Origin of the sequence: Paenibacillus sp. FSL H8-0260, from assembly GCF_045040625.1 — a bacterium.
GTDB lineage: Bacteria > Bacillota > Bacilli > Paenibacillales > Paenibacillaceae > Paenibacillus_AQ > Paenibacillus_AQ odorifer.
Genome location: NZ_CP150298.1, coordinates 6,450,874 through 6,474,940, shown reverse-complemented (window position 1 = coordinate 6,474,940; position 24,067 = coordinate 6,450,874). Strand labels below are relative to the sequence as shown.

The window sequence follows — 24,067 nt, the reverse complement described above, 5'->3', positions numbered from 1 at the left end:
CGTTTTTTGTATTTATGCAATTAAAAGAGGAACTATAATACCGGGATGGACGTTTATCCACCAATTTGAGACATGCGCCGAGCTGTCGGCGTGTGGCTCTGTGCTTTTTTCTCCAGAGCTAAGGCCATTTCATGATTATGGGGTTTGTTGCCCAGCGCTTTCCGGAATAAGGCCTGCACAGCAACAGGATCGCTTATCAAAGGGCGGACATTGTATTCATCTGCCCAATACAGGCAAGCTTTGATGTGCCCATCTGCGGTAAGTCTCAGGCGGTTGCAATTATCGCAGAAGTGCTCGCTCACCGGATGAATCAGGCCGAATGTACCAGGGGCTCCGACAACCCGCCGATTCTGGGAAGGGCCATTCCCGGAGGGCATTTCTGCCGCTTCCGTTTCCCAACCAGCCTCAGTACAAGCTTCTACAACCCTTTCCAGAGGCAGATAAGTTTGGCGCCAAGCATCAGTAGCACTGCCAATCGGCATGTATTCTATAAAGCGTACATTTAGAGGACTCTCCAGCGTAAGGGAGATGAAGTCTTTGATTTCGTCGTCATTAATTCCTTTCATCAATACAACGTTAAGCTTTATCGGTTGAAGTCCGGCGGCTTGTGCGGCCTCGATCCCCTTTAATACCTTGGCGACTTCGCCGCCACGAGTAATCATAGAAAATCGATCCTGCCGTAAGGAGTCTAGGCTGATGTTTACCCGTGACAGACCGGCTTCTTTTAGCTGTGCTGCTTTGGCTGGAAGCATTAAACCATTTGTAGTCAGCGAAATATCTTCTATACCTGGGATCGCAGATATCATAGCAACAAGCTTTTCCAGATCTTTGCGGACAAGAGGTTCTCCACCAGTTAGTCGTACTTTACGTAATCCAAGAGGGGCTAGCGACTTAACGACTGCGGTAATTTCCTCGTAACTCAGAATCTCGTCCTGCGGTTGGAATTGCATCCCTTCCGCTGGCATACAATAGATGCAACGCAGGTTGCAGCGGTCGGTAACCGAAATGCGGATGTAATCGTGTAAACGTCCAAAAGGGTCCGTCAGCGGCTCCATGGCGTTGCTCCCTTCCTTTAAATCTGGCTGATAAATTGCTCTTATACTTTCTCGTATACACGCATAACGTCCCTAATAGGACAGAACGCGAAGATGTTTATACTTGTTTAGAATTTTAAAGATCGCTTGGATTCACGTCAATGAGCAAAGTTCTGGACGACAGGGTTTCATTACATAAAACTGGACAAACTAGATAAGAAGATAACGCATATTGAACAACGGAAAGTGTGACAAAAGTACGACAAATAAAGTTTTTAGACATAGAATGCTCACGGAAAGCGCTTTTAATATCCGATATAATCTAGGTGCGGATTAGTTTTAACGTTCACTTTTGCGAAAACAGATAGGATACCGGAAACCGCACGTCGGTAATGTGACGGAGAGTGACCGGGAAACCATTGAGGAGGATTTGCAAAATGAGTACACATACTGTTCCATCGCTCACCGTTCCGGAGGCTTTTAGCCGTTGGTTGGAAAGTCGGGGATTAATATATCAGCTTTTAGTGGATTTTTTGGGTAGAAAACCATCACTCTCTCTAGTGGCTCAATGGAGCCGCAATCGCCAGATGAGTGTAGCGGCTGAGATGACGGAAGGCGGTCGGGAGCTGAAGCGCTATTTGAGTCAGGAACCGAACAAGCTGCCAATGATATGCGAGAAAGAGAGCAAAGAATATAAACGGCTTATGCAAGAACAGTCCGTTAGTTCTTTTAAATTGCGCGAAGCAGCGATTTTAGGACGCTCGGAGGATTTCTGTAACGTGCTTGCGGATGTGTACACCTCCGCTGGAATTGTATTCAATAAGTGTAATGGTGAAGCCGATGATCATATTGCTATTGAGCTCGAATTTATGGCAGTCATGCATGAGCGTATGCTTTACAATAGCTTTTCAATAAGAAGTGCTATGGAGCTGCTTGATATTCAGGAGTCCTTTTTGGAAAAGCATCTACTGCAATGGACACCGCAGTTCTGTCAGAAACTGAATGCAGCAACGGATAGTCCGCTATATCTAGGCCTCTCACATATGCTTGAGGAATTTCTGCCACTTGATCTGCAAATGCTTCGTTCCTGGAGAGCTTCACTGGAGAGCAGTGCAGCTACAAGCATTTAATATTAGAAAGCCCGGCCTAATTGATAGGTCGGGCTTTTGCGTGCTATTCAAGTAGATATGAAGCTTTAATAGAAGCTCTGTAGCAAATAGAAGTACCGTGTGAAGCATCCTAGTGATGATCTAATTAAACTCCGATAGAAGTAGAGGCTGAAGCACCAACCGAAGCATTAATTGAAGTACCAATCGAAGCGCAGTCTTGTTGCCCAACTGAAGCACCGACAGACTAATTGGGGAATTTCTCCCTGAAATTCAAGAGTTTCTGGTCATCAGACTAAAAATGAGGGAAAACCTCCCTAAAGTATAGCTGTTTCGGTGGTAATTAAAGAAATCCCCCTTATTATCAGGGAGTTTTTCCCTAATTAGTTTAAGATCCACTCCGCACATCGCCCAAACACAGAACGTAGTAAACACAAATGTACGCCGTCCAAACGACCAACGCAGATCACCCGCCGTATACCGCATATCGCAAACGCCCACCATAAATCGCACATGGTTCACCGCACATTGTATATCATCCAGCGCCCACTGCACATCAGCTATCACTCATCACGTATTTTTCACCGCTCAACTCTCCCTACTCACCACCCAACCTAATGGCGTTGAACAATTGGCACAGCACACAGTCTATTGGCTAAGGCAAGAATCCGCTGTGCAGCCTTTTACTAAAAAAAAAGAAGCTGCCTCATAAGTAGAATTCACTACTTTGGAGACAGCCTCTCGTTTGAGCCTATTTACTTGTTCACATCATAGTTCTAATCAATTACCTTTTTGCTGCGGAATTTCATCAGGAATTCATACACGACTGGTACTACTACAAGTGTCAGCAGCGTGGAACTGACCAAACCACCGATTACGGTCACACCGAGCCCCTTAGAGATAATTCCAGCACTGTTTTCAAGTCCAGTAACCAATGGCAGCAATGCACCAATCGTTGCAAGTGCAGTCATCAGGATTGGACGTAAACGTGTGCCACCTGCTTCAAGCAAGGCTTGACGCGTAGTGAGGCCTTCTTTTTCCTTATGAATAACGCGGTCGATAAGGACAATCGCATTCGTTACTACGATACCAATCAACATCAGCGCACCCATGAGCGAGGACACGTTTAAGGTTTCCCCAGCGATCAGAAGGGCAACGAGTACCCCGATCACTGTGAAAGGAAGTGAGAACAGGATAGCGAATGGTGCTAATCCACCGCCAAATGTAACCACAAGCACGAAGTATACGATGGCAATAGCAGCCGCCATAGCAATTCCTAATTGACCAAACGTATCATTGATCTGCTCGGTTACACCGCCGAAGGAAACAGTTACACCATCAGGCAATTCCATAGCGTCTATTTTTTCTTTCACGCTGTTCGAAGCGCTATTCACGTCACTCGAAATAATTTCGGCAGTAACATCTACCTTCATTTTACCGTCCATACGAGTAATCGAGTCAGGGGAGGAGCCATTTTCAATTTTAGCGACTTGCCCGATTGGCACGGAGATGCCTAGTGGGGAAGTCAAAGTAGCCTCTTCCATTTCTTTAATGCTCTTATACGTTTCTTTATCTGTTTCGATATAGACTTTGTAGTTCTTGCCGTCCAATTCTACTTCTGTGAGCACTGGACGTGTGCCTGCTGGACTCAGCTTCATCGCAATTTGTCCGGCTGTAAGTCCAAGGGAGCTAAGCTTCTGTTGATCCGCTACAATCGTATATTGATCGTAAGCTTCCTTGAGACTTGTTTCTGCGTCTTTGAAATTAGTGGTGTCAGCCTGTACGATTGAGGCAATCTCATCCGCGACTGGCTTCAGCTGATCCAGTTCATCTCCGAATACATTCACGGTCAGAGTGCTTCCACCCATGCCTCCACTCATCAGAGCGGACATGTCACCCCATACACCATCTGGCACTTCTGCGGTCAAACCTTCAATAAGCTTCTCTTTAACAGCTTCAAAATCAGGAGTGTCACTATCATAAACGATGAAAAATAGTCCTGAATTGCTGGATCCACCCATACCCATCGGGCTTCCGCCGCCAATGGAATATTGCATTTTGTCTATATGCTTCTGCGCTAAAATGTATTTTTCAGCTTTCAGACCTTGCTCTTGAACTTCCTCAATCCGTTGTCCAGCCTTTGGTGAATAAGTAAGCATTACGGTTTTATCCTCTTGGGATGGCATAAAGCTTACACCAATAGGTTTGATTAAGAACAAGCTGCCTGCAAGGAGAAGAACGGCAACTCCAAAAGTAACGAGCTTATGAGAAAGACACCAGTTCAGAATCTTTTGATAGCCAGCAGATAGTTTGTCTGGTTTCTCGCTGTGAGTTTTTTTACCTTTCAATCCATTACGGAACAACGAGTGAGCCATTGCAGGAACTAGGGTAATCGCAACTACTAATGAAGCGAGCAGGGCGAAGACCATGGTTAGAGCGAAAGGCAAGAACAGCTCACCAACCATACCACTAACCAAAGCAAGTGGTAAGAACACCGCGATGGTTACAATTGTAGAGGACATGATAGGCACGAACATTTCACGTGTGGCCGCACTGATTAATTCTCTGCCCTTCAGCTTCTCACCAGATAAGGAGAGTCGTCGATATATGTTCTCTATGACTACAATCGAGTCATCGACTACCCGCCCGATCGCGACCGTCATCGCTCCCAGTGTCATCATATTAAGCGTAATGTCCATCTGCCGCAGACACAGCACTGCGATCAGCAGGGATAATGGAATAGAGATGATGGAAATAATCGTCGAACGAATATTCCGCAGGAACACCAAAATGATAATTACTGCGAATAAGGCACCAAATACCGCTTTGGACAACATCGTATTTACGGAGTCCTCAATGGGCTTACCTTGGTCAAGTAGAACAGTAAGGTCAATGCCTTTATATTGTGCTTTTAATTCTTCAGTTTTGTCTTTAACGCCATTTACAACATCAACAGTGTTGGCATCATTGGCTTTGACAATCTGAATACCGATCGATTCTTTACCATTTGTACGGGAGATGGATTCAGAATTGCCCACAACTTCAATCGTGGCCAGCTCTCCCAGCTTCACGGTTGGAAGTCCCATACTTGCAGCTCCGCCAGGAGCTACATTTCCAGCGCCTGCGCCAGCAGCTCCGTTAGCAGCACCAGCATCAATGCCGGCAGCTCCAGTAGCTCCAGTAGCACCAGCAGCGTTAGCGCCAGTTGGCATTACCGGAATGGTTACATTTTTAAGATCCTCAACGGTAGTGATGTTGCCGTCCACGACAACTGCCTTTTGAGCTTTGTCCATTTCGAACAATCCGAGTGGAACACGGAGGGAAGAGCCTTGAATGATACCTTTAACGGTATCTTCGGTCAGTCCATATTGGCTGAGCTTATCTTGATTGAATTTAAGTGATACTTCTTTGACGTATTGACCAGAGATTTGAATAGAAGCGACACCCTCAACATCCTCTAGGGCCGGGCGAATATCGTTCTCAGCAATGCGGGTCAGTTCCTCAAGATCCTGGGTATCCCCGTTAGAAAGACTGAGGGAGACAACAGGCATTGAGCTAAGACTAAAGCGGGAAATGGAAGGCTTCTGCACATTGTCAGGTAATGAGACTTCATTTAATGATTCGCGCACTGCTGCTGTAGCATTATCCAGATTTGTTCCATAATCGAATTCAATTTGGATACTGGAGGCATTCTCCAGAGAAGTGGAGGTGATCGTCTTTACACCATCCACATTGCGGAGCTTTTGCTCCAACGGTTTGCTGACATCATTAACGACGCCTTCTGGTGCGGCCCCCGGATAAATGGTTGTTACGCTAAGATAGGGTATACTAATATTAGGCAAGGTTTCTTGCTTCATCGTCAGTCCGCTATATAAACCGGCAAACACAATAATTATCGTCAGAAGCCAAATGGCAAATTTGTTCCTGAGCGAGAAATTAATTAAGCTTTTCATAAGTTTCGTTTCTGCTCCTCTCGGCCCTTTTCTTTACGAAATAAGGCGCCATTATAAAAAATCATAATACTCACTATCCATGACTTTCTCTCTACCGAACTCTTCTTAGAGTCAATTAACGAAATACACATGAATTGTGCGGAATTGAGGCAATTAGCTTCCTCAGCTCTTCCAATTCTGCTGTGAGCTCAGAGCAGGATTGGAGGTTGGACAGCATCCCCTGAATGATTGCTTTTCGCGGGTGAGGGATAAGGACTTCACCTTCCAGAATGTTGAGCGATTCCAGCAGATCGGCTGCTTCTTCGGATGCTATACTATCTAGTTTACTGATCGCAGTCTTCATTTCTTTAATGAGCTGTAATGGATTTTTTCGTTTGTTCTCCTCATTCTCCGCCATCCAGTTTGCTAAAGTAGCAGAGTTGATTAGCGGAGCCTGTTTACTAGTAAGCAAGCCAGACACGATCATATCCATTAAATTCATTAGATGATCTGCCATATCGGCAATAGGTACCTGCGTATCCTTACGAAAAATAACCGCAATATAAGATTTGATGAGACCATGTCCGATCATACATAAATCTCCGGTATAGGGAACGACGTCTTTTCCGTAGAGCAACTCCATTTTCACCTGGAACCATCTTAAGAAGGAAGCGTTGTTTCTACGCAGCCAGTCCGGGACTTCAGTATCAAATCCTTTGCCCGCAACCTCCTGAATTTGACGCTGCAAGAACTCACGTAATTCGTACACATGACTTAGCAGAATTTCTATCTGATTCCTAAGCTTCTCACGTGGTGTTCGTCGGGTTTCCTGTTCTTCACGTAACAAGGGGTCCCGAATCATCCGATAACAATAAAGGAAGATACTGCGCTCCAGTTCTTCTTTTGATTTAAATACCAGATATAAACTGCCCTTCGAAATCCCGCATAATTCAGCTATCTCTTGCATGGATGTGGACGAGGAGCCTTTTACAGCGAATAACTGCATAGCAATCTTAATAATCTGCTCCTGCTTATCAACAGTTTTATCATTCATTAAAGGATTAACCTCCTTTCTGACTACCCGGTTCTATAATTGACTAGTTGGTCAGAATAATTATATTCTATACAACCAGGCATTACAAATATCGGAACAGAAGGGTTACAGTTTTGTCGTAAATAGACTTTAAACAGTAATTTGCTAGGAAGAAATGTGTTCTTCATGTAATATATAAAATGTGTCAATTTCGTGTTGCTTGTATGAATAAGAAGGTAGGTAGAGTATGAGAAGAGGACTTCAATCTATAATTATCATTGGGGCATTCATAGCATTTTATTATTTTGGTTTCGGCATTTTTGGGAGTACTGCGGGAACGATTATTAGTATCTTCTCCACTCTGACAGTCATTTCGATTAGCTTGGCTATTTTTATGGAGAACCGTAATCCTTCTACAACAATGTCATGGATCTTATTGCTTGCGTTGATCCCGGTGCTGGGACTGGTCTTCTATTTTCTATTTGGGCAAAATGTGTTCAAACGCCGTAAATATGATAAAAAGGCACAAAGAGACCTTATGGCCTACGAAAGAATTGAGAATGACGCTTTACGTACGCACCAAGATTGGTCAGTCTTTGATCCCTCGCGCCAAAAACTGCTGCTGTTATCCAAAACTTTAGCACGTACTCCTATTTCCTTTGCATCAGAAACACGTATCCTCACTAATGGTGAAGAGACGTTTGGTACGTTATTGTTGGAGCTCCGTCAAGCTAAACATCACATTCATATGGAGTATTACATCTTCCGGGCGGACCACATTGGAACACGCATTAAACAAATTCTGATCGATAAAGCTCGCGCCGGTGTTGCAGTCAGATTTATGTATGATGCCGTTGGCAGTTTTCAGCTTTCCAAAGCTTTTTTGAAGGAAATGAGTGATGCCGGGGTTCAGGTGGCTTCGTACGGAAATTCAACATCCTTTTTTTCCAGCCGTGTGAATTACCGGAATCACCGTAAGATTGTTGTGATCGACGGTGATGTCGGATTCATGGGGGGTCTCAATGTAGGCGATGAATATTTAAGCCGCAGTAAGACTTATGGGTTTTGGCGTGACACACATATGTTGGTTAGAGGCGAAGCGGTACGGACGATGCAAATTATTTTTCTGCAAGATTGGATGCACACTACGGGTGAAAAAATACTGGAGCAAGACTATCTCACTCCGCAGCTTCGCTTTATGACAGGTGATGGTGCCGTACAGATTATTGCTAGTGGGCCGGATAACGAACGTCGTGCGCTCAAAAACATTTTCTTCTCCATGATCACTTCTGCCGAGAAATCGGTGTGGATTGCCAGTCCATATTTTATTCCTGATGAGGACATCTTAACTGCACTGCGTGTAGCTGCTGTTTCTGGTTTAGATGTGCGATTGTTATTCCCGGCTAAGCCGGATAAATGGATTCCGTTTCTGGCTTCACACTCTTATTTTCCGGCGTTGCTGGAAGCTGGCGTGAAGATTTATGAATATGAAAAGGGATTTATCCACTCGAAGCTGCTTATCGTTGATGGTGAAATAGCGACCATTGGCACGGCCAATATGGATATGCGCAGCTTCCACCTTAACTTTGAAGTGAATGCACTACTGATTCAGACGGAGAGCGTTGCTCGTATTGTTGCTGATTTTGAACGGGATTTATTATCTACCAGCTTAATTGAGCATGAGGAATTTATGAATAAGCGTATGGTGATCCGTATACTGGAATCTGCTGCTCGGCTTATGTCACCGTTACTATAACCCAAAAACCACCGCAGAGGGTGTTATGCCTCATCTGCGGTGGTTTTTGCTTTAAAAAGTGGTTAAACCCAAGGTGGTCTGCAACCGGAACAGAATGTACTTGAACCAAGTCACTTCGCCCTGATAAGCCTCAAGAGGCAGAGTATACTCATGGTCCTCGTTATTCCACAGTCGATTGAAGTAGGTTTCCATCTCGGCATAAAGAGGCTGGTCTTGTTTTACAGATACCCACAGATTATTCTCCAGGTTGTAGTCATCCAGATTGCGTGTCGTAAAATTGGTGGAACCGCCAAGTATGATGGAACTTCCAGTCTGTTTGGCAATGAAGAGCAACTTTGGATGATATTGCTCTTTGGTCGTATTGTACCAGCGAATAGAGATCTCTCCGTTTGTACGCTTGTTCAAGTTCATGGCAACTGGACGGTTAGGAATGCCGATTTTATCACGGCCGAAGGCGTTCTGATTGGGGTCCAGTATCAATTTTACCGTAGCGCCTCGTCCGGTAGCCTCTACCAATTCATCGAGAATGGCATCATCGGCAAGGTAGAACATACCCATCCAAATGGTGTCACCCTTCTGCGCAGATTGGAGGGCTTGCCGTGCATATTTATATATCTTTCCTTCCGTTAAATAGCGGACCTCCATAGATTCTTCAGAGTGCTGATCCTTCTCCTTGGTGAAGTCTGGCTCATAAGTGAGTAGTGGCCCTGCATCCGAAAGATTGGCCGCGGCTTGTTCCGTCTGGAGAATATCAGCAATAATTGGGCCTTGTACTTCCAGAGCGATATTGGAATGATAGGCGCTGGCATCATGGATATTTCCTGAGGAGACTAGAGCGGTATTCTCACTAACAACCACCTTACGGTGGTTAGCCTTCACATTAAGTAGCTTCAAATAAGAACGTGCGGTAATATCCGGTCCTCCGCTGGCCATAAGATTGGGAATCCGGCCTTCGCCCGACTGTCCGAACCATTGAATAAAGGTACGCCAGACAGCGGAATAAGCAGGCGTAGAATCGCGTAGAGCATTTACATCGGTCAAAATCACTTTAATCCCCGCAGCCTTCAATTCTTCCAGAAGATGATTGGGTGCAGAGTTGTAATTGGTATTAACCTCATCTGTAATGAAGACGATCTCCATCTTAGGATAAGTTGTTTTTTGTAAAATAAGCTTGTCCGTCAACATTCGGCTGACCGGAGGAAAGGACTGATCTTTATGGGTATAATCATTGAAAAGAAAGAGGTCAATCACCAAAAATTCTTTGGACTCCTCGATAATTTGTAGAATCCTCGAAAGAATCTGACTCTCTTGAGTGCCCGTGGCTGTACCGTCCGAATAGGTCAGGTCGTGCCAGAAGGATACATGATTCGTTTTGTATATAGGGCTTTCATAGGAAATGCCGCTGGGTAGAGATTTGTGTGTCTGATAAATCATTACGCCGGTTAACCAGAGGATTAGAATGACGAAAGCCCATAACACCCGTGTACGGCGGCGTGTACCGGAACGTTTCTTCGTAGTTAAACCGGGAGTGTAGTTTATTTCTTTAGGTTTATAGGGGTGAACGGGTTGCTGACGATCTGAATTCATGGAAGTTCCTCCTGAAATTATTGCAGAGCACTTCCTTGTGATTGTTATGCTCCGGTGTATTACCAACCTATTAACACCTAGTGGAGCGAAATGAAGCAGCCCAAATATCCTTAACAGTAATGAAATAACATTCGGCTAGCTATAATGAGTTTGAGCGATTAGTACGATGTTTATGAAATTAATGATTACGAAACCGGAGAATTGTAATCGCTAACCTCATATTGTAAATTCATCTGTAGGGATATGTTATAATAAATCGAGTTTGGAAATAGGAGGAACGCAGCATGAATCATACGCCAGAAGAGGCCGTGCCATATGATGCGACTAGGCAGTCTGGCGCAGATCATGGCAAGGACCTACCGGCTGCAGAGGCTTCTGACAAAAGATCTTTATTGCCTACATCGAAGACAGGCGAACGCAAAATTGAACATGTACGCCTTTGCCTAAATGAGGAAGTAGGTGGCGTCGGTGTGACTACAGGGTTTGAACATTACAGATTTCAGCATAATGCTCTGCCAGAGCTGAATTTCGACGATATATCATTGCAGACTACGTTTTTGGATCGTAAGCTGCGTACGCCGCTGCTCATCAGCTCGATGACAGGTGGCAGTGCAGCTACAGGAGCGATTAATGCCCGGTTAGCCGCAGCTGCGCAGCGTCGGGGTTGGGCGCTGGGTGTAGGTTCGGTTCGGGCGGCAGTGGAGCGTTCTGAGCTTACGGCAACCTTTTATGTGCGGGATCAAGCGCCTGATATTCCGGTTATCGCCAATATTGGTGCTGTACAGCTGTCCTATGGTTTTGGGATTGAGGAATGTCGCCGGGCTGTGGATATCGCAGGTGCTGATTTTCTTGTACTACATCTGAATGGCCTGCAAGAGGTCTTTCAACCGGAAGGGAACACTGGTTTTGCCTCTTTGCTATCGCAGATAGAGAAGGTATGCCGGGCACTTGAAGTCCCTGTAGGTGTGAAAGAAGTAGGCTGGGGCATTGATGGAGATGCAGCTGCACGTCTTTATAATGCAGGAGCGGCTTTTATTGATGTTGCGGGTGCAGGCGGGACATCCTGGAGTCAGGTGGAGAAGTTCCGCAGTGTAGATCCTATACGGCGGGCAGCGGCGGAGGTTTTCGCGGATTGGGGCACTCCAACAGCTGATTGTATCACAGAGGTGCGTGCAGTTTCTCCGCAGGGCGCTTTGATTGGCAGCGGCGGACTGAAACATGGCGTGGATGCAGCGAAAGCATTGGCACTTGGAGCTGATCTGGCAGGCTTTGGCCGCAATCTGTTAGGGCCGGCTGTCGATTCTGAAGAGGCGCTGGATGCTGCATTAGCACAGGTAGAACTGGAGCTAAAAATAGCAATGTTTGGTATTGGCGCTCCAGATTTAGCAACTTTACGTGGAACTTCCCGTTTAATACGTAAATAGGATGGTAAATATTGAAGCGAGGAAGTGAGTAAGATTATGATTAAACTGATCCATATGGATGAGTCGGCCTTTCAATTTTTCTTAGGTCAAGCTACCCGGGATTATGCGGAAGATAAGATCAGCGCCGGTGCTTGGGATCCAGAGATCGCGATGAAGCTGTCTGAGGAAGCTATAACACGCTCTTTGCCAAAAGGGCTGCACACAGATGGTGCTTATCTATATTCCATAGTAGAAATAAGCAGTGATGAACAGGTGGGTTATATCTGGTTTAACGTAAGTGAAGGCCGTGGTGGCCGCGAGGCTTTCATTTATGATTTTTATGTTTTTGAACCGTTCCAGAGTAAGGGTTATGGCAAGCAGGCTATGATCGCACTCGATGAAGAAGCCCGGGAGATGAATGTTACCAAAATCGGGTTGCACGTCTTCGGCCAGAACAATCGTGCATTTGAGCTATACAAAAAAATGGGGTATATCGTAACTGACATCACGATGTCTAAAGATCTATAGTCCATAAGGTGAGGACCTCGAAAGAGGTCTTTTTTTGTTGTTCTACTGAATTATTATGTAAATAATTGTGATAAATATATTTGATTTAGGATGATTAGGAAAATATGATTAAAAAATAAATTCCTGAAAATGGATTAAGTCATAAAGAGAGAAAAGGGGGGATTAAGGTGAGGCCAAGGACTGTATCGTGGGTGGTTGTTTCCGCAGTAGTATTACTATTACTGGTTAGCTGCAACAGTGGCAATTTACCAGGAAAGAAGAAATCTGAGTCTGAGCAAGTTCAGGCAAGTCCGGTTGCACCGCTAGCCTCTTCAGCTGTAGTTGAAGAACAATCGAAAGTAGCGTTGCCTTCATTGACAGTGGAAAAAAGGCTAGAAGATTTTGATTACATGTGGAAGATTATTGAGGAGAACTATCCTTTCCTAGAGGTGAATAAACGTCTCAATGGAGAGGATTGGCTTGCTAAAAAAGAGGAATACCGCAATAAAATAGCAGCCGTGAAATCGGATGATGAGTTTTTGAGACGAATGAGATTTGTCCTTAGCAGATTAAACAATGGGCATACGAATTTTATATCCAAGGAGGAATATCCTTGGTACCTACATACCTATGTTCAGGCAGGTTTTGGTTATGAACCTTGGATCGACGTGGTTCAACAGCCTAACGTATTGGCCCGTTACAACCAGAAACCTTTAACGGAGCAGCAAAACTCTAATGAACTCAATAACGATATACATAATGGTGGAGATGGAGTAGGAGATGTAACAAAAAAGACTTCTGGGAATGTAAAAAAAGTCATTATAGAGCCCGATCGAATCGCTTATCTCGGCATGCAAAGCTTTGACGGGAGTCTCATGGAGATGGACAGCTCCGAGATCCATGATTTTTTAATAGAGGTAAAGGACTATAAGACCTTAATATTAGATATCCGTGGAAATGGGGGAGGAAACAGTAATTATTGGAGAATTCATATTGTTCCTCTGTTGATTAATAAACCTATCGAATATAATACATACTTCCTTTATACAAGAGGCAAATATGCGGAGACTTTTATGCAGGCACGTCAGATCACAGCCGGGCAACAACCTATTTCCGGCATCAAAGATGAGCAACTGCCTAATCTGCCATCTGAGGCTTTAAAGATGTTCAAGACATATAGAAAAATAAATGATGTAGTAACTCCTAATAAATCTGTTGGATTTGAAGGGAAAATCTATTTGCTGGTAGATAGCTCTGTGTATTCATCAGCGGAAGGTCTTGCAGCCTTTGCAAAAGGCACCGGGTTTGCAACGGTTGTAGGCGGCAGGACAGGTGGGGATGGACTAGGGATAGATCCGCTTGTTGTTGCATTGCCAAATAGCGGTTATGTATTCAGGTTTTCCTTTGAAATGGGTCTGAATTCTGATGGAAGTTGTAATGAAGAGGTAAAGACTGTGCCTGATGTGGAGGTTGATCCAGATAAATCTAAGCCATTACTGGACCAGCCGGCGATAAAAAAGGTATTAGAGCTTGCGCGTTCGGACACATCTGCTTGACATCCGGTGTTGCTGGCGAATATGTTCTAATATATAATGGTTTAGATCGTATAGCTTATTCGGATGATCAATTTAGCTGAAAATAGGAGTTGTCATATAAATGGCTTTGAAAGCTGGAATCGTCGGTCTTCCTAACGTAGGAAAATCCACATTGTTTAATGCGATAACGCAAGCGGGAGCAGAATCCGCTAACTACCCTTTTTGTACCATTGACCCTAACGTTGGTGTTGTTGAAGTTCCAGACGAACGTCTTGATAAACTGACTGAGCTGGTACAGCCGAACAAGACCGTACCTACTGCTTTTGAATTTGTGGATATTGCTGGTCTCGTGCGTGGTGCGAGTAAAGGAGAAGGACTAGGCAACAAGTTCCTGGCCCATATCCGTGAAGTAGATGCTATCGTGCATGTGGTTCGTTGTTTTGAAGATGAGAACGTTACCCACGTTGATGGAAAAGTAAATCCGATCAGCGACATCCAGACCATTAATCTGGAGCTGATTCTTGCTGATATTGAGAGCATTGAGAAGCGGATTGAGCGTTCCCGTAAGAATATCAAAGGCGGCGACAAGAAATACGCTCAAGAAGTTGAACTGCTAGAACGCGTCAAAGAAGTGCTCTACGAAGATAAACCTGCACGCAGTATAGAATTGTCTGATGACGAGAAGCTTATTATCCGTGATCTTCATTTGTTAACATTGAAGCCAGTGCTGTATGCGGCGAATGTAAGTGAAGATGAAGTGGCAAGTGCTGAGGACAATCCTTATGTACAGCAAGTTCGTGATTTCGCAGCTACTGAAGGTGCAGAAGTGGTTCCGATCAGTGCTAAGGTGGAAGCAGAAATTGCTGAGCTTGAAGGCGAAGATAAAGCTATGTTCCTGGAAGAGCTGGGACTGGAAGAATCCGGCCTTAACCGGTTGATTAAAGCGGCTTATAAACTGCTTGGCTTGTATACGTATTTCACAGCAGGCGTTCAGGAAGTTCGGGCGTGGACGATTCGCCGCGGCACCAAAGCACCTGGAGCTGCCGGTGTGATTCATACAGATTTCGAACGCGGATTTATCCGTGCTGAAGTAGTGGCTTACGCGGATCTTGTGGCAGCTGGTTCCATGAACGGTGCGAAGGAACGTGGTCAACTACGTCTTGAAGGTAAAGAATATTTGGTGCAAGACGGCGACGTAATGCATTTCCGTTTTAACGTTTAAGAAGTTTTAAGTGTACGAATGATAAAGGGGTCATCTCGAGCAGTGGGAGTTTCTATTGCTGGGATGATCCTTTTTAAAAATATAAGCTTTTTATTAAGGTATTGTGCGTACGGAACTGTAGCCATTTCACAATATCTTTGGTATAATATAAAGTCGTATATCTATTTTTATGACAGTACAAATTTGATGTTATATTTGCGAATTTGAAATTGAATCAGGAGAGGTGAATTCCCTTGTTGGACCGATTGCAATCCCTGGCGGACCGCTATGAGAAGCTCAGTGAACTGCTTTGTGATCCGGATGTTGCAAACGACAGTAAGAAACTGAGGGACTATTCCAAAGAACAATCAGACCTACAGCCCGCATTTGAGGCGTATACTGAATATAAGAGTGTAATGGAAGAGCTTGAAGCTGCTAAGCAGATGCAAGGCGAAAAGCTTGATGATGAGATGAAAGAAATGGTCAAGATGGAAATTGATGACCTTTCCAAACGTCAAGTGGAGCTGGAAGAGAGAATCCGCGTATTGCTGCTGCCTAAAGACCCGAATGATGATAAGAACGTAATCGTTGAAATTCGTGGTGCAGCGGGTGGAGATGAAGCAGCATTGTTCGCTTCAGACCTTTACCGGATGTACACTCGTTATGCTGATGCACAAGGATGGCGCGTTGAGTTAATGGATGTTAACGCGAGTGATCTTGGTGGATTCAAAGAGGTAATCTTCCTTATTAACGGCCGTGGTGCATACAGTAAGCTGAAATACGAAAGTGGTGCGCATCGCGTACAACGTATCCCAGCGACCGAATCCGGAGGTCGTATTCACACCTCTACTTCTACGGTGTCTGTGATGCCGGAAGCTGAGGCTTTTGAGATCGAGATCCATGATAAAGATATTCGCGTGGATACCTTCTGTTCTAGTGGTGCAGGCGGACAGTCTGTAAATACGACCAAGTCTGCAGTACGTGTAACCCATGTACCTACAGGCATCGTTGCTACCTGTCAGGACGGTAAGTCACAGAACTCCAATAAAGAAAAAGCGCTGCAAGTGCTTCGTGCCCGTATCTCTGATATGAAACGGCAGGAAGAAGAAGCGAAGTATGCCGGTGAACGGAAGAGCAAAGTAGGTACGGGTGACCGTAGTGAGCGCATTCGGACGTATAACTTCCCGCAGAGCCGGGTTACAGACCATCGTATTGGCCTGACACTGCACCGTTTGGAGCAGGTTATGAACGGAGAAATCACTGAAATTATCTCAGCCCTTTCAATCGCTGAACAAGCTGACTTGATGGATAATATGGATAATGGAGAATAATGCTTTGAACGATGGCGTATATGTCATGTCGGAAGTCAAAAGCATCCGGGAAGCCTTTGCGGAGGCTTCTTCTTTTTTGAGCCGGAGCGGCTGCAATGAACCGCAGCGCAGTGCACAATTGCTGCTGGAGCATGTGCTTGGAGTGTCTGGCGCAGCTTATTACATGGCGCTGGCAGATCCTTTTCCAGCTGCGGTTAAGGAAGCATTTGAGGCGGGAGTTACCCGCCGGGGTGCTGGTGAGCCGGTGCAGTATATCATCGGTGAGCAGGAATTTTACGGGCGGCCTTTTGAGGTGTCGCCTGACGTGCTTATTCCGCGGCCGGAGACGGAGCTGCTTGTCGAGGCGATTTTACGTTACGGTGCGGAGCTTTGGCCGGAAGGCGTCGTAACGCCGGGCGAAGCGGCGTTGGATAGCGCGGGCGGCGCTGCGGCCCGCAACGGAGGCGGCGCGGGGGACGCGCGCACCGCAAGACCGCTGACCGCCGTCGATATCGGCGCCGGCAGCGGTGCGATCTCCGTCACGTTGGCGGCGGAAGCGCCGGCGTGGCGGGTCTGCGCCGGCGATATTTCGCCGGCGGCTCTGGCTGTGGCCGAGCGCAACGCTTTGCGCAATGGCACAGCTGTGGACTTTCGGCTCGGCGATCTGCTCGAGCCGTTCGCGGGGATGGAGACGGATATTCTCGTCTCCAACCCGCCATACATCCCCGGCGAGGATATCGCCGGGCTGCAGCGTGAGGTGCGCGACCATGAGCCGCGCACTGCGCTGGATGGCGGAGCGGACGGGCTGGACCCGTACCGCCGCATGATGGAGCAGCTGATGCTGCTCCCGGCACCGCCGCGCCTGATCGGCTTTGAGCTTGGCTTCGGTCAAGCTGAGCAAGTCGCTGCACTCCTTGCGGCAGCGGGCCATTGGACCGAGATTATCACCATTAATGATCTGGCTGGAATCCCGCGTCATGTGCTAGGCATAACGAGATAATATTGCCTGCTATGCAGAGGGTTCATTTTGTCCGGAGTAGAGAAATTGTATTTTCAATCCGACTTCCTTTACAATAGAATTTAGCAGGATTTCTTAGGGGATCATAAAGAAAGCCCAGATATAGAGTAGGGAGGCAGAGCGTGCTTCAGAAGATTAAAAAGATTGATGGTGCTATTGTAGTCGTTCTGTTATTACTCATGGTGGTCAGCATCTTCGCCATATATAGCGTTACTCATGGAAGAGAGAAGCTGGACGGACATCATATTCGTATGATGATGTATTATGCTATTGGTTTTGTAGCTTTTATTGGAATGACCTTTTTGGATTACAGAATATTAGTGAAATATGCGATATATATTTATTTGTTTGGGATAGGGATGCTGGTGCTCGTCAGCTTTTTGGGCGAGACCAAAAATAATGCGCAAGGTTGGTTGACCCTGCCGGGGGGCCTGAGTCTGCAGCCTGCAGAGCTGTTCAAGCTGATATTAATTCTTTTTCTGGCAGCCATGCTTGTCCGCAAGAATAAGAGTAAGCTTCTGTTCTGGCGGGATGTTGTACCGCTCGGCCTTCTGACCTTGTTTCCGTTCCTTATTGTCCTTACCCAAAATGACCTTGGGAATGCCTTGTCTTACGTTGTGATTCTTGCGGGTCTGTTGTGGATTGGCAATATTAAATACACGCATGCATTAATCGGGCTGGTCATCGTGGCTAGTTCTGCGATTGCAGGAATTATGAGTTATATCCATTATCACGATGAAATTAAAACCTTCCTAACGGATATTGGACGATCTCACTGGATTGAACGTTTTGATCCTTGGCTTGTTCCAGACAAAGCGACATCCAAAGCCCTTTATCATACTAAAAACGCCAAGCTGGCGATTGCATCAGGTGGAATGAGCGGCGAAGGCTACATGAACGGCAGCTCCGTTCAGACGGATCGGGTGCCATATACGTATTCAGATTCTATCTTTGTGCAGATTGCCGAAGAATTTGGGTTTGTAGGTTCGGCGTTTGTGTTGCTGCTGTACTTTATTTTGATTCACCGGATGATTCTGATTGCGCTGGAGTCTAGGGATAGAGCTGGCCCTTTCCTGATTGTCGGTGTTGTCGCGATGATGTTGTATCAGATTTTTGAGAATATCGGCGCATTTATCGGCTTGATGCCCTTGACTGGTATTACGTTACCTTTCATCAGCTTCGGGGGTACATCACTGCTCATTAATATGGCCAGCATCGGGCTGGTAATGAGTGTGCGCCTGCACGGGCAAGAAGTGGAAGAGGATTTTCCTAAACCTACTCCTTATGCAGCTGCCAAACAGGTGTAACCACGAAATAAAGTAGAACCGTCAGGTCCTTATTGTTTAATAGGGGTGCTGGCGGTTCTTTTTGATGGAGGACGGCTTCGTCGGATTGGTGTAATACGTAATACGGGCCGTTTCAGGTAAGCAGGCTGGAAGTAATTCGTATTCGTATTTGTATCCTGACTCGGACTCAGATGCCCTTATACTCGAATATTAACTACGTATTGGATAGTATCGGACCGCAAAGACGTTATTTGATCAAAAAGACTGGATTTACTGCAAAATGGCAAGTAATAACGACTCTGGAGTCCGCAAAAGTTCCCGTGAAGCAATAAATCCATAAATAAAGTCTGCGGAGTCCGTTAGGTTTGGATCATAGAGTAAAATCACGTCAGAGTGTAATTTTAATAGAAAGATATTTTATAGATTGGCTACATAAATTTGGAATTATATTCACGAATGTTCTACAATAGAAAGGAACGACTTTCCCTGAGAGAGGAGAGTTGAAACCTTAACAGAGTAAGGGGCTTGCAGATGCTTCAAAAGTTCAAAAAGATTGATAAGGTAATCGTTACTGTTCTGATTATGTTGATGGTGATTAGTATTTTTTCAATATACAGTGTAACCAATGGAAGAATAACGCCTCCGATGAAATTGGATGGATTTCATTTACAAATGCTTAAATACTATATTTTAGGTTTTGTAGTTTTTATTGTGCTCGCTTTTGTGGACTTTAAGATATTTGTTAAACATGCACTTTATATTTATCTCTTGGGCTTAGTCTTGTTAGTGTCGGTTAGTTTTATTGGTAAAGTAGAGAACGGTGCTCAATTGGGACTTGAGATCGGTGGACTTAGGTTTCAGCCTGCCGAGCTGTTTAAATTGGTATTGATTCTTTTTTTATCATCGATCTTAATTCGAAAACAAGGGTCTACCTTAACCTTCTGGAAAGGGATTGTTCCTCTCACCATTCTTACGTTCATTCCATTTGGTATAGTGATTATGCAAAATGATTTGGGGAATGCCCTTAGCTACATCGTAATATTAATTGGACTTTTATGGATTGGGAATATCAAATTGTCGCATGCGCTCATCGGCTTGCTTATAGTGGGTGGGATTGGTCTTGCTGGGATTTTGAGCTATATAAACTATCATGATGAAGCAGTCAATTTTTTTGAAGGCATTGGTAAGGATCATTTAGTGGAGCGGTTTGACCCTTGGCTGGTACCTGATTTAGCGACAGAGAAGGCGAGCTATCACACGAAAAATGCCAAAATAGCTATAGCCTCCGGGGGAATGAGTGGGGAGGGATATATGCAGGGCAGCTCTGTGCAGAATAATCGTGTCCCATATACCTATTCGGATGCGATATTCGTGCAGATTGCCGAGGAGTTTGGATTTGTGGGGTCTGCGCTGCTGCTCTTGCTCTTTTTTATTTTGCTGCATCGGATGATATTGATTGCTCTCGAGAGTAAGGAGCGTAGCGGACCATTTCTAATCATTGGAATTACGGCTATGCTGTTGTATCAAATTCTTGAGAATGTTGGAGCTTTTATCGGCCTGATGCCGTTGACAGGAATAACACTTCCGTTTATCAGTTATGGAGGCACGTCTCTTCTGATTAATATGGCCAGCATGGGGGTCGTGATGAGCGTGCATCTTTATGGGCAGGATGTAGAGGAAGATTTGCAGCTGCATAAGGAGCTGGCATTGAAGTTATAAATTTAATAGATTCATAGGTTTGCAGTCTCTTATCTCCGGGCATACTACTAGCATGAGAGTTAAGAGGAGAGGGGCTGCAACAAATGAACGATAATCATATGGATAAAAGAGATTCCTTACGTGTAACTTTTAAGTATACTGCCATTTTAATTTGTTTTTTTATGGTCCTCATGATGGCTTGGGAAGGTCAAAAAACCGATGCTGCAGTAGCTGAAGTATCTATTCCCCAAGAATCTATCCGGTTACGTATTCTGGCTAATTCTGACGGAGCGCAAGATCAGCTGGTGAAGCGGCAAATTCGCGATAAAATTGTGGAGCAAATGAACCAGTGGGTATCTGCTCTTGAGGATCCACAGAGCTTGGAGCAGGCACGTGCTCTGATTAGAAATCATCTGCCGGAGCTTAACGCGTTGGTTGGATCAGAGCTGGAGAAACGGGGCATTGAATATTCCTATAAAGTGGAGCTGGGCGTAGTCCCTTTTCCAACCAAATTATACGGTGGCACCGTCTATCCTGCTGGGGAGTATGAAGCTGTTCGGGTCACACTTGGTGCGGGCAAGGGGCAAAATTGGTGGTGTGTACTGTTTCCTCCGCTTTGCTTTATCGATGCAGGCTCTGGAGATGCGGCAGCACCTGCTGCTGACAAAGGTACAAAAACAGTGTCCGCTGCTGGTGCGGATAACAGTGCTAAGGTGAAATCAGCAGCTGCAAAAACAGTGCAGGCTGATTCCTCGGCAGGAAGTGCTTCATCAGGAGAAACTGCTGCTGAGCCAGAGGTACGGTTCTTCGTCTGGGAGCTGCTGCAGAACCTTTGGAACTGGATCAGTGGATTATGGTCGTAAGACCCCAGATATGTTACTATTTTATAAGCAGATCTATCACGGCTCCCTACTGGGGCCGTTTTTTTGCTAAGCTAAATTATATCTTCTAGAAAGCCTGTGATGAGAATGAGTGAACACAATAATCCTTTATTCGCCGTTCAGCGGCGGAGTGGAAATAGAGATGAGACTGTATACTGGAAGTTGAATTCCGCTGAGGGAACGAACTCTGAGGTATTTCAGCCGAATGAAGCTGACAAGCTGGCGATAGCGGAGGCAGCAACAATGCTTCGTGAAGGCGGAACAGTGGCTTTTACAACCGAAACCGTCTACGGGCTAGGGGCGGATGCCCGAAATACGGCGGCAGTTGAGGCTGTTTTTGCGGCAAAAGGACGGCCCTCTGACAATCCGTTAATTGTGCATATTGCGGATACGGCAGCTTTGGACGAGCTTGTTGCAGAGGTGCATCCTAAGGCGGCCGCGTTGATGGCAGCTTATTGGCCTGGTCCGCTGACAGTTGTGCTTCCTGTTCGTGAAGGTGTACTGTCGCCCTGTGTGACGGCGGGTTTGGATACGGTTGGTGTGCGGATGCCGGATCATCCGGTAGCTCTAGCACTGATAAGTGCCGCAGGTTGTCCAGTTGCGGCGCCCAGTGCTAATCGTTCGGGTCGCCCGAGCCCGACATTAGCTTCGCATGTGATGGAAGATTTGGCTGGATACATTGATGGCGTCCTTGATGGTGGTGCTGCTGGAGTTGGACTAGAGTCAACAGTCGTGCAGGTACAGCCTGACGGAAAAGTTGCTGTGCTGCGCCCCGGCGGGATTACTTCGGAACAATTGGCTGCAGTGGTGGGAGCAGAAGCTGTAAGCTCAGAGCCCGGTAATGCTGAGACAACTGCTGCCGCAACCGCAACCGCTACTGTCTTGGCTGATTCGGGGACGACAAACTCTGTTATTGATTTCAGTACTGCTGAGCCAATCACAGCTAAAGCAACTACCGCGCAATCTTCAGCGGATTGCCTGAATGTTAACAATCGTGAGCCTTTCGAAAGGGCTTCCGCATCTATTGAGAAGCATGGTGCGGATGCTGCTGGCGATATTTCGGCGCCGCGCGCGCCGGGCATGAAGTACACGCACTACGCGCCGCGCGGCTGGCTTGCTGTAGTGCGCGGCTCTTCCCCGCAGCGCGTGGCGGACGAAGCCGCAAGTCAACTTCAGGCGGCGCAGCTAAACGGCGAGGTCACGGGCTTACTCCTCTTCGAGGAGCATAAGGCCCTTTATCCCGCCGACCCTGCCGCCTGTGTCCTTTCCCTCGGCTCGTTATCCTCGCCGGAGGAAGGGGCTCGCTCCCTATATGCCGCCTTGCGGCGCTTCGATGAAGCGGGAGCGACTTACATCTTAGCCGAGGCTTGCCCGTATACCGGCCTCGGCGCTGCCATTATGAACCGGCTTATGAAAGCCGCCGGCGGATCTGTCATCGACGCCGGATGACCACGGCATTGCTTTTTCGTATATGACTCCCATATGAAGTCATGAATACCCCCTTGTCCGCATATCGTTGTTGTACAAGATATTTCGGACTTGGGGGGTTAAGCATGGGCTTAGGAGATGTATATACCGAATGGGGGCAGATTGTTACCATTACTATAATGGCGGTTGCATTAGGGATGGATGCCTTTTCGCTCGGTGTAGGGATCGGGATGAAAGGTATTCGTCTGCTGCATGTTCTGCAAATGAGTCTGCTCATTGCTGTTTTTCATATGCTGATGCCTCTCCTGGGTTTATTGACAGGAAGTTATGTCGGACACCTGTTAGGTCAAGTAACGACTTATGCTGCTGGAGGTCTTCTAGTTCTTTTGGGCGGGCATATGGTGTACAACTCCTTTCGTCCGGATACAGGAAGCTCACGAGCTATGGATCATCGAACCTTGTGGGGGATGATACTTCTTTCGCTCAGTGTCAGTATTGACTCTTTCTCCGTGGGGGTATCACTGGGGATGTTTGTGAATGGAGTACTTTTGACCATCTTAGCCTTCGGTGCTTGCGGGGGACTAATGTCGATTCTAGGGTTGCTAATTGGACGGCATGTCAGTCGTGGTCTCGGGGATTATGGAGAAGCGCTAGGCGGTGCAATACTTTTGGGGTTTGGCTTGCTATTCATCTTTTGATACAATAACGGCATTAGAATATTTAATTTCATGGGGGTGCAAAACATGCTGCATATTTTATTCGTCTGCACCGGGAATACATGCCGAAGTCCTATGGCTGAGGGGCTTTTACGAAAGCTCGCGAAGGAACGTGGAATCGACCTGGAAGTGCGGTCTGCAGGTGTATCCGCCATTTCCGGTACTTCTATATCAAGACATGCTGCAGCTATACTGCAGGAAGAAGGAATTCATGATTCAATGGAGTCGTCACAATTGACAGGTCAAGCTGTCGCTTGGGCCGACCTTGTGCTGACCTTGACGGGTGGGCATAAGCAGCATTTGCTGCAGTATTTTCCGGATGCTGTAACGAAAACCTATACATTGAAGGAATACGTGCATAATGAAGATGCGGTGACGGAAGATATCAAGGAATTGGACAGCCTTTACGCAGATGCGGAGTTGAGCTTAGCCCTTGGTGGTGAACCGAATGCAACGGATCTGCAGCGGATGATTGAGATTCGCCAGCGTATTCCGAGCTTCGATATTTCTGATCCATTTGGTGGCACGCGTGAGGACTATGAGCTAACTGCTGCTGAGATTCGCACTGCGCTATTCAGTTTGCTGGATAAGCTGGAAACCTTCCGCCATTTGTAAATGGTTGATTTTCAGTTCACT

General features: G+C 46.1%; 18 protein-coding genes. 14 read left to right on the top strand and 4 right to left on the bottom strand.

Annotated features, from left to right (window positions below):
- Positions 1 to 53: 53 nt before the first annotated feature.
- The gene (gene moaA / locus MHI51_RS28810; protein WP_341172232.1) at positions 54 to 1,055 is read right to left on the bottom strand and encodes a GTP 3',8-cyclase MoaA; all 1,002 of its coding nucleotides are present in this window, start codon (positions 1,053 to 1,055) and stop codon (positions 54 to 56) included.
- Between the two features lie 416 nt (positions 1,056 to 1,471).
- Between moaA and MHI51_RS28805 the strand changes: the two genes are divergently transcribed.
- Positions 1,472 to 2,164 carry a molecular chaperone gene (locus MHI51_RS28805; RefSeq protein WP_076123947.1) on the top strand — a complete coding sequence of 231 codons (693 nt, stop codon included), beginning with the start codon at positions 1,472 to 1,474 and terminating at the stop codon, positions 2,162 to 2,164.
- 752 nt (positions 2,165 to 2,916) lie between these two features.
- On the opposite strand, the gene MHI51_RS28800 is transcribed toward MHI51_RS28805, so the two are convergent.
- Both MHI51_RS28800 and MHI51_RS28795 read right to left on the bottom strand, forming a co-directional pair.
- Complete coding sequence (locus MHI51_RS28800) at positions 2,917 to 6,093, bottom strand: efflux RND transporter permease subunit (RefSeq protein WP_076276924.1); 3,177 nt, start codon at positions 6,091 to 6,093, stop codon at positions 2,917 to 2,919.
- A 115-nt stretch (positions 6,094 to 6,208) separates the two neighbouring features.
- On the bottom strand, positions 6,209 to 7,126 hold the full coding sequence (locus MHI51_RS28795) for a TetR/AcrR family transcriptional regulator (protein ID WP_076276923.1): 918 nt from the start codon (positions 7,124 to 7,126) through the stop codon (positions 6,209 to 6,211).
- 226 nt (positions 7,127 to 7,352) lie between these two features.
- Between MHI51_RS28795 and cls the strand changes: the two genes are divergently transcribed.
- Complete coding sequence (gene cls, locus MHI51_RS28790; RefSeq protein WP_076123942.1) at positions 7,353 to 8,861, top strand: cardiolipin synthase; 1,509 nt, start codon at positions 7,353 to 7,355, stop codon at positions 8,859 to 8,861.
- A 51-nt stretch (positions 8,862 to 8,912) separates the two neighbouring features.
- Here the strand turns inward: cls and MHI51_RS28785 are convergent, their stop codons facing one another.
- The gene (locus tag MHI51_RS28785) at positions 8,913 to 10,448 is read right to left on the bottom strand and encodes a phospholipase D family protein (RefSeq protein ID WP_405173429.1); all 1,536 of its coding nucleotides are present in this window, start codon (positions 10,446 to 10,448) and stop codon (positions 8,913 to 8,915) included.
- Positions 10,449 to 10,732: 284 nt separating this feature from the next.
- Here MHI51_RS28785 and fni point away from each other — a divergent pair, with 284 nt between their 5' ends.
- The 12 genes from fni to MHI51_RS28725 all read left to right on the top strand — a co-directional run bounded on the left by fni (position 10,733) and on the right by MHI51_RS28725 (position 24,046).
- Positions 10,733 to 11,872 carry a type 2 isopentenyl-diphosphate Delta-isomerase gene (gene fni / locus MHI51_RS28780; protein WP_342410255.1) on the top strand — a complete coding sequence of 380 codons (1,140 nt, stop codon included), beginning with the start codon at positions 10,733 to 10,735 and terminating at the stop codon, positions 11,870 to 11,872.
- Between the two features lie 36 nt (positions 11,873 to 11,908).
- The gene (locus tag MHI51_RS28775) at positions 11,909 to 12,379 is read left to right on the top strand and encodes an N-acetyltransferase (protein WP_232061473.1); all 471 of its coding nucleotides are present in this window, start codon (positions 11,909 to 11,911) and stop codon (positions 12,377 to 12,379) included.
- 167 nt (positions 12,380 to 12,546) lie between these two features.
- Entirely contained in the window at positions 12,547 to 13,914 is a 1,368-nt protein-coding gene (locus MHI51_RS28770; protein ID WP_143761912.1) for a S41 family peptidase, read from the top strand.
- A 100-nt stretch (positions 13,915 to 14,014) separates the two neighbouring features.
- Complete coding sequence (gene ychF, locus MHI51_RS28765) at positions 14,015 to 15,115, top strand: redox-regulated ATPase YchF (RefSeq protein ID WP_036681604.1); 1,101 nt, start codon at positions 14,015 to 14,017, stop codon at positions 15,113 to 15,115.
- 233 nt (positions 15,116 to 15,348) lie between these two features.
- On the top strand, positions 15,349 to 16,425 hold the full coding sequence (gene prfA / locus MHI51_RS28760; protein ID WP_036681601.1) for a peptide chain release factor 1: 1,077 nt from the start codon (positions 15,349 to 15,351) through the stop codon (positions 16,423 to 16,425).
- A gap of 25 nt (positions 16,426 to 16,450) precedes the next feature.
- Positions 16,451 to 17,404, top strand: coding sequence for a peptide chain release factor N(5)-glutamine methyltransferase (prmC, locus tag MHI51_RS28755; protein ID WP_405174083.1), 954 nt, complete (start codon positions 16,451 to 16,453; stop codon positions 17,402 to 17,404).
- A 140-nt stretch (positions 17,405 to 17,544) separates the two neighbouring features.
- Complete coding sequence (locus MHI51_RS28750; RefSeq protein ID WP_076276921.1) at positions 17,545 to 18,729, top strand: FtsW/RodA/SpoVE family cell cycle protein; 1,185 nt, start codon at positions 17,545 to 17,547, stop codon at positions 18,727 to 18,729.
- A gap of 510 nt (positions 18,730 to 19,239) precedes the next feature.
- The gene (locus MHI51_RS28745; RefSeq protein ID WP_076276920.1) at positions 19,240 to 20,427 is read left to right on the top strand and encodes an FtsW/RodA/SpoVE family cell cycle protein; all 1,188 of its coding nucleotides are present in this window, start codon (positions 19,240 to 19,242) and stop codon (positions 20,425 to 20,427) included.
- Positions 20,428 to 20,525: 98 nt separating this feature from the next.
- Positions 20,526 to 21,269 carry a stage II sporulation protein R gene (gene spoIIR, locus MHI51_RS28740; protein ID WP_076099806.1) on the top strand — a complete coding sequence of 248 codons (744 nt, stop codon included), beginning with the start codon at positions 20,526 to 20,528 and terminating at the stop codon, positions 21,267 to 21,269.
- Between the two features lie 105 nt (positions 21,270 to 21,374).
- Positions 21,375 to 22,736 (top strand): L-threonylcarbamoyladenylate synthase, encoded by a 1,362-nt coding sequence (locus tag MHI51_RS28735; RefSeq protein ID WP_405173428.1) that lies wholly within the window; start codon positions 21,375 to 21,377, stop codon positions 22,734 to 22,736.
- Between the two features lie 104 nt (positions 22,737 to 22,840).
- Positions 22,841 to 23,413 (top strand): manganese efflux pump MntP family protein, encoded by a 573-nt coding sequence (locus MHI51_RS28730; protein ID WP_038573646.1) that lies wholly within the window; start codon positions 22,841 to 22,843, stop codon positions 23,411 to 23,413.
- Positions 23,414 to 23,458: 45 nt separating this feature from the next.
- Entirely contained in the window at positions 23,459 to 24,046 is a 588-nt protein-coding gene (locus tag MHI51_RS28725; RefSeq protein ID WP_076123934.1) for a low molecular weight protein arginine phosphatase, read from the top strand.
- Positions 24,047 to 24,067 lie beyond the last annotated feature (21 nt).

Excerpts from the sequence above, each read along its gene's own strand:
- MHI51_RS28725 (WP_076123934.1), top strand. The coding sequence starts at position 23,459 with ATGCTGCATATTTTATTCGTCTGCACCGGGAATACATGCCGAAGTCCT.
- MHI51_RS28805 (WP_076123947.1), top strand. The coding sequence starts at position 1,472 with ATGAGTACACATACTGTTCCATCGCTCACCGTTCCGGAGGCTTTTAGC.
- ychF (WP_036681604.1), top strand. The coding sequence starts at position 14,015 with ATGGCTTTGAAAGCTGGAATCGTCGGTCTTCCTAACGTAGGAAAATCC.
- moaA (WP_341172232.1), bottom strand. The coding sequence starts at position 1,055 with ATGGAGCCGCTGACGGACCCTTTTGGACGTTTACACGATTACATCCGC.
- prmC (WP_405174083.1), top strand. The coding sequence starts at position 16,451 with ATGTCGGAAGTCAAAAGCATCCGGGAAGCCTTTGCGGAGGCTTCTTCT.
- MHI51_RS28745 (WP_076276920.1), top strand. The coding sequence starts at position 19,240 with ATGCTTCAAAAGTTCAAAAAGATTGATAAGGTAATCGTTACTGTTCTG.
- MHI51_RS28730 (WP_038573646.1), top strand. The coding sequence starts at position 22,841 with ATGGGCTTAGGAGATGTATATACCGAATGGGGGCAGATTGTTACCATT.
- MHI51_RS28795 (WP_076276923.1), bottom strand. The coding sequence starts at position 7,126 with ATGAATGATAAAACTGTTGATAAGCAGGAGCAGATTATTAAGATTGCT.
- MHI51_RS28785 (WP_405173429.1), bottom strand. The coding sequence starts at position 10,448 with ATGAATTCAGATCGTCAGCAACCCGTTCACCCCTATAAACCTAAAGAA.
- MHI51_RS28735 (WP_405173428.1), top strand. The coding sequence starts at position 21,375 with ATGAGTGAACACAATAATCCTTTATTCGCCGTTCAGCGGCGGAGTGGA.
- fni (WP_342410255.1), top strand. The coding sequence starts at position 10,733 with ATGAATCATACGCCAGAAGAGGCCGTGCCATATGATGCGACTAGGCAG.
- MHI51_RS28800 (WP_076276924.1), bottom strand. The coding sequence starts at position 6,093 with ATGAAAAGCTTAATTAATTTCTCGCTCAGGAACAAATTTGCCATTTGG.
- MHI51_RS28775 (WP_232061473.1), top strand. The coding sequence starts at position 11,909 with ATGATTAAACTGATCCATATGGATGAGTCGGCCTTTCAATTTTTCTTA.
- spoIIR (WP_076099806.1), top strand. The coding sequence starts at position 20,526 with ATGGATAAAAGAGATTCCTTACGTGTAACTTTTAAGTATACTGCCATT.
- cls (WP_076123942.1), top strand. The coding sequence starts at position 7,353 with ATGAGAAGAGGACTTCAATCTATAATTATCATTGGGGCATTCATAGCA.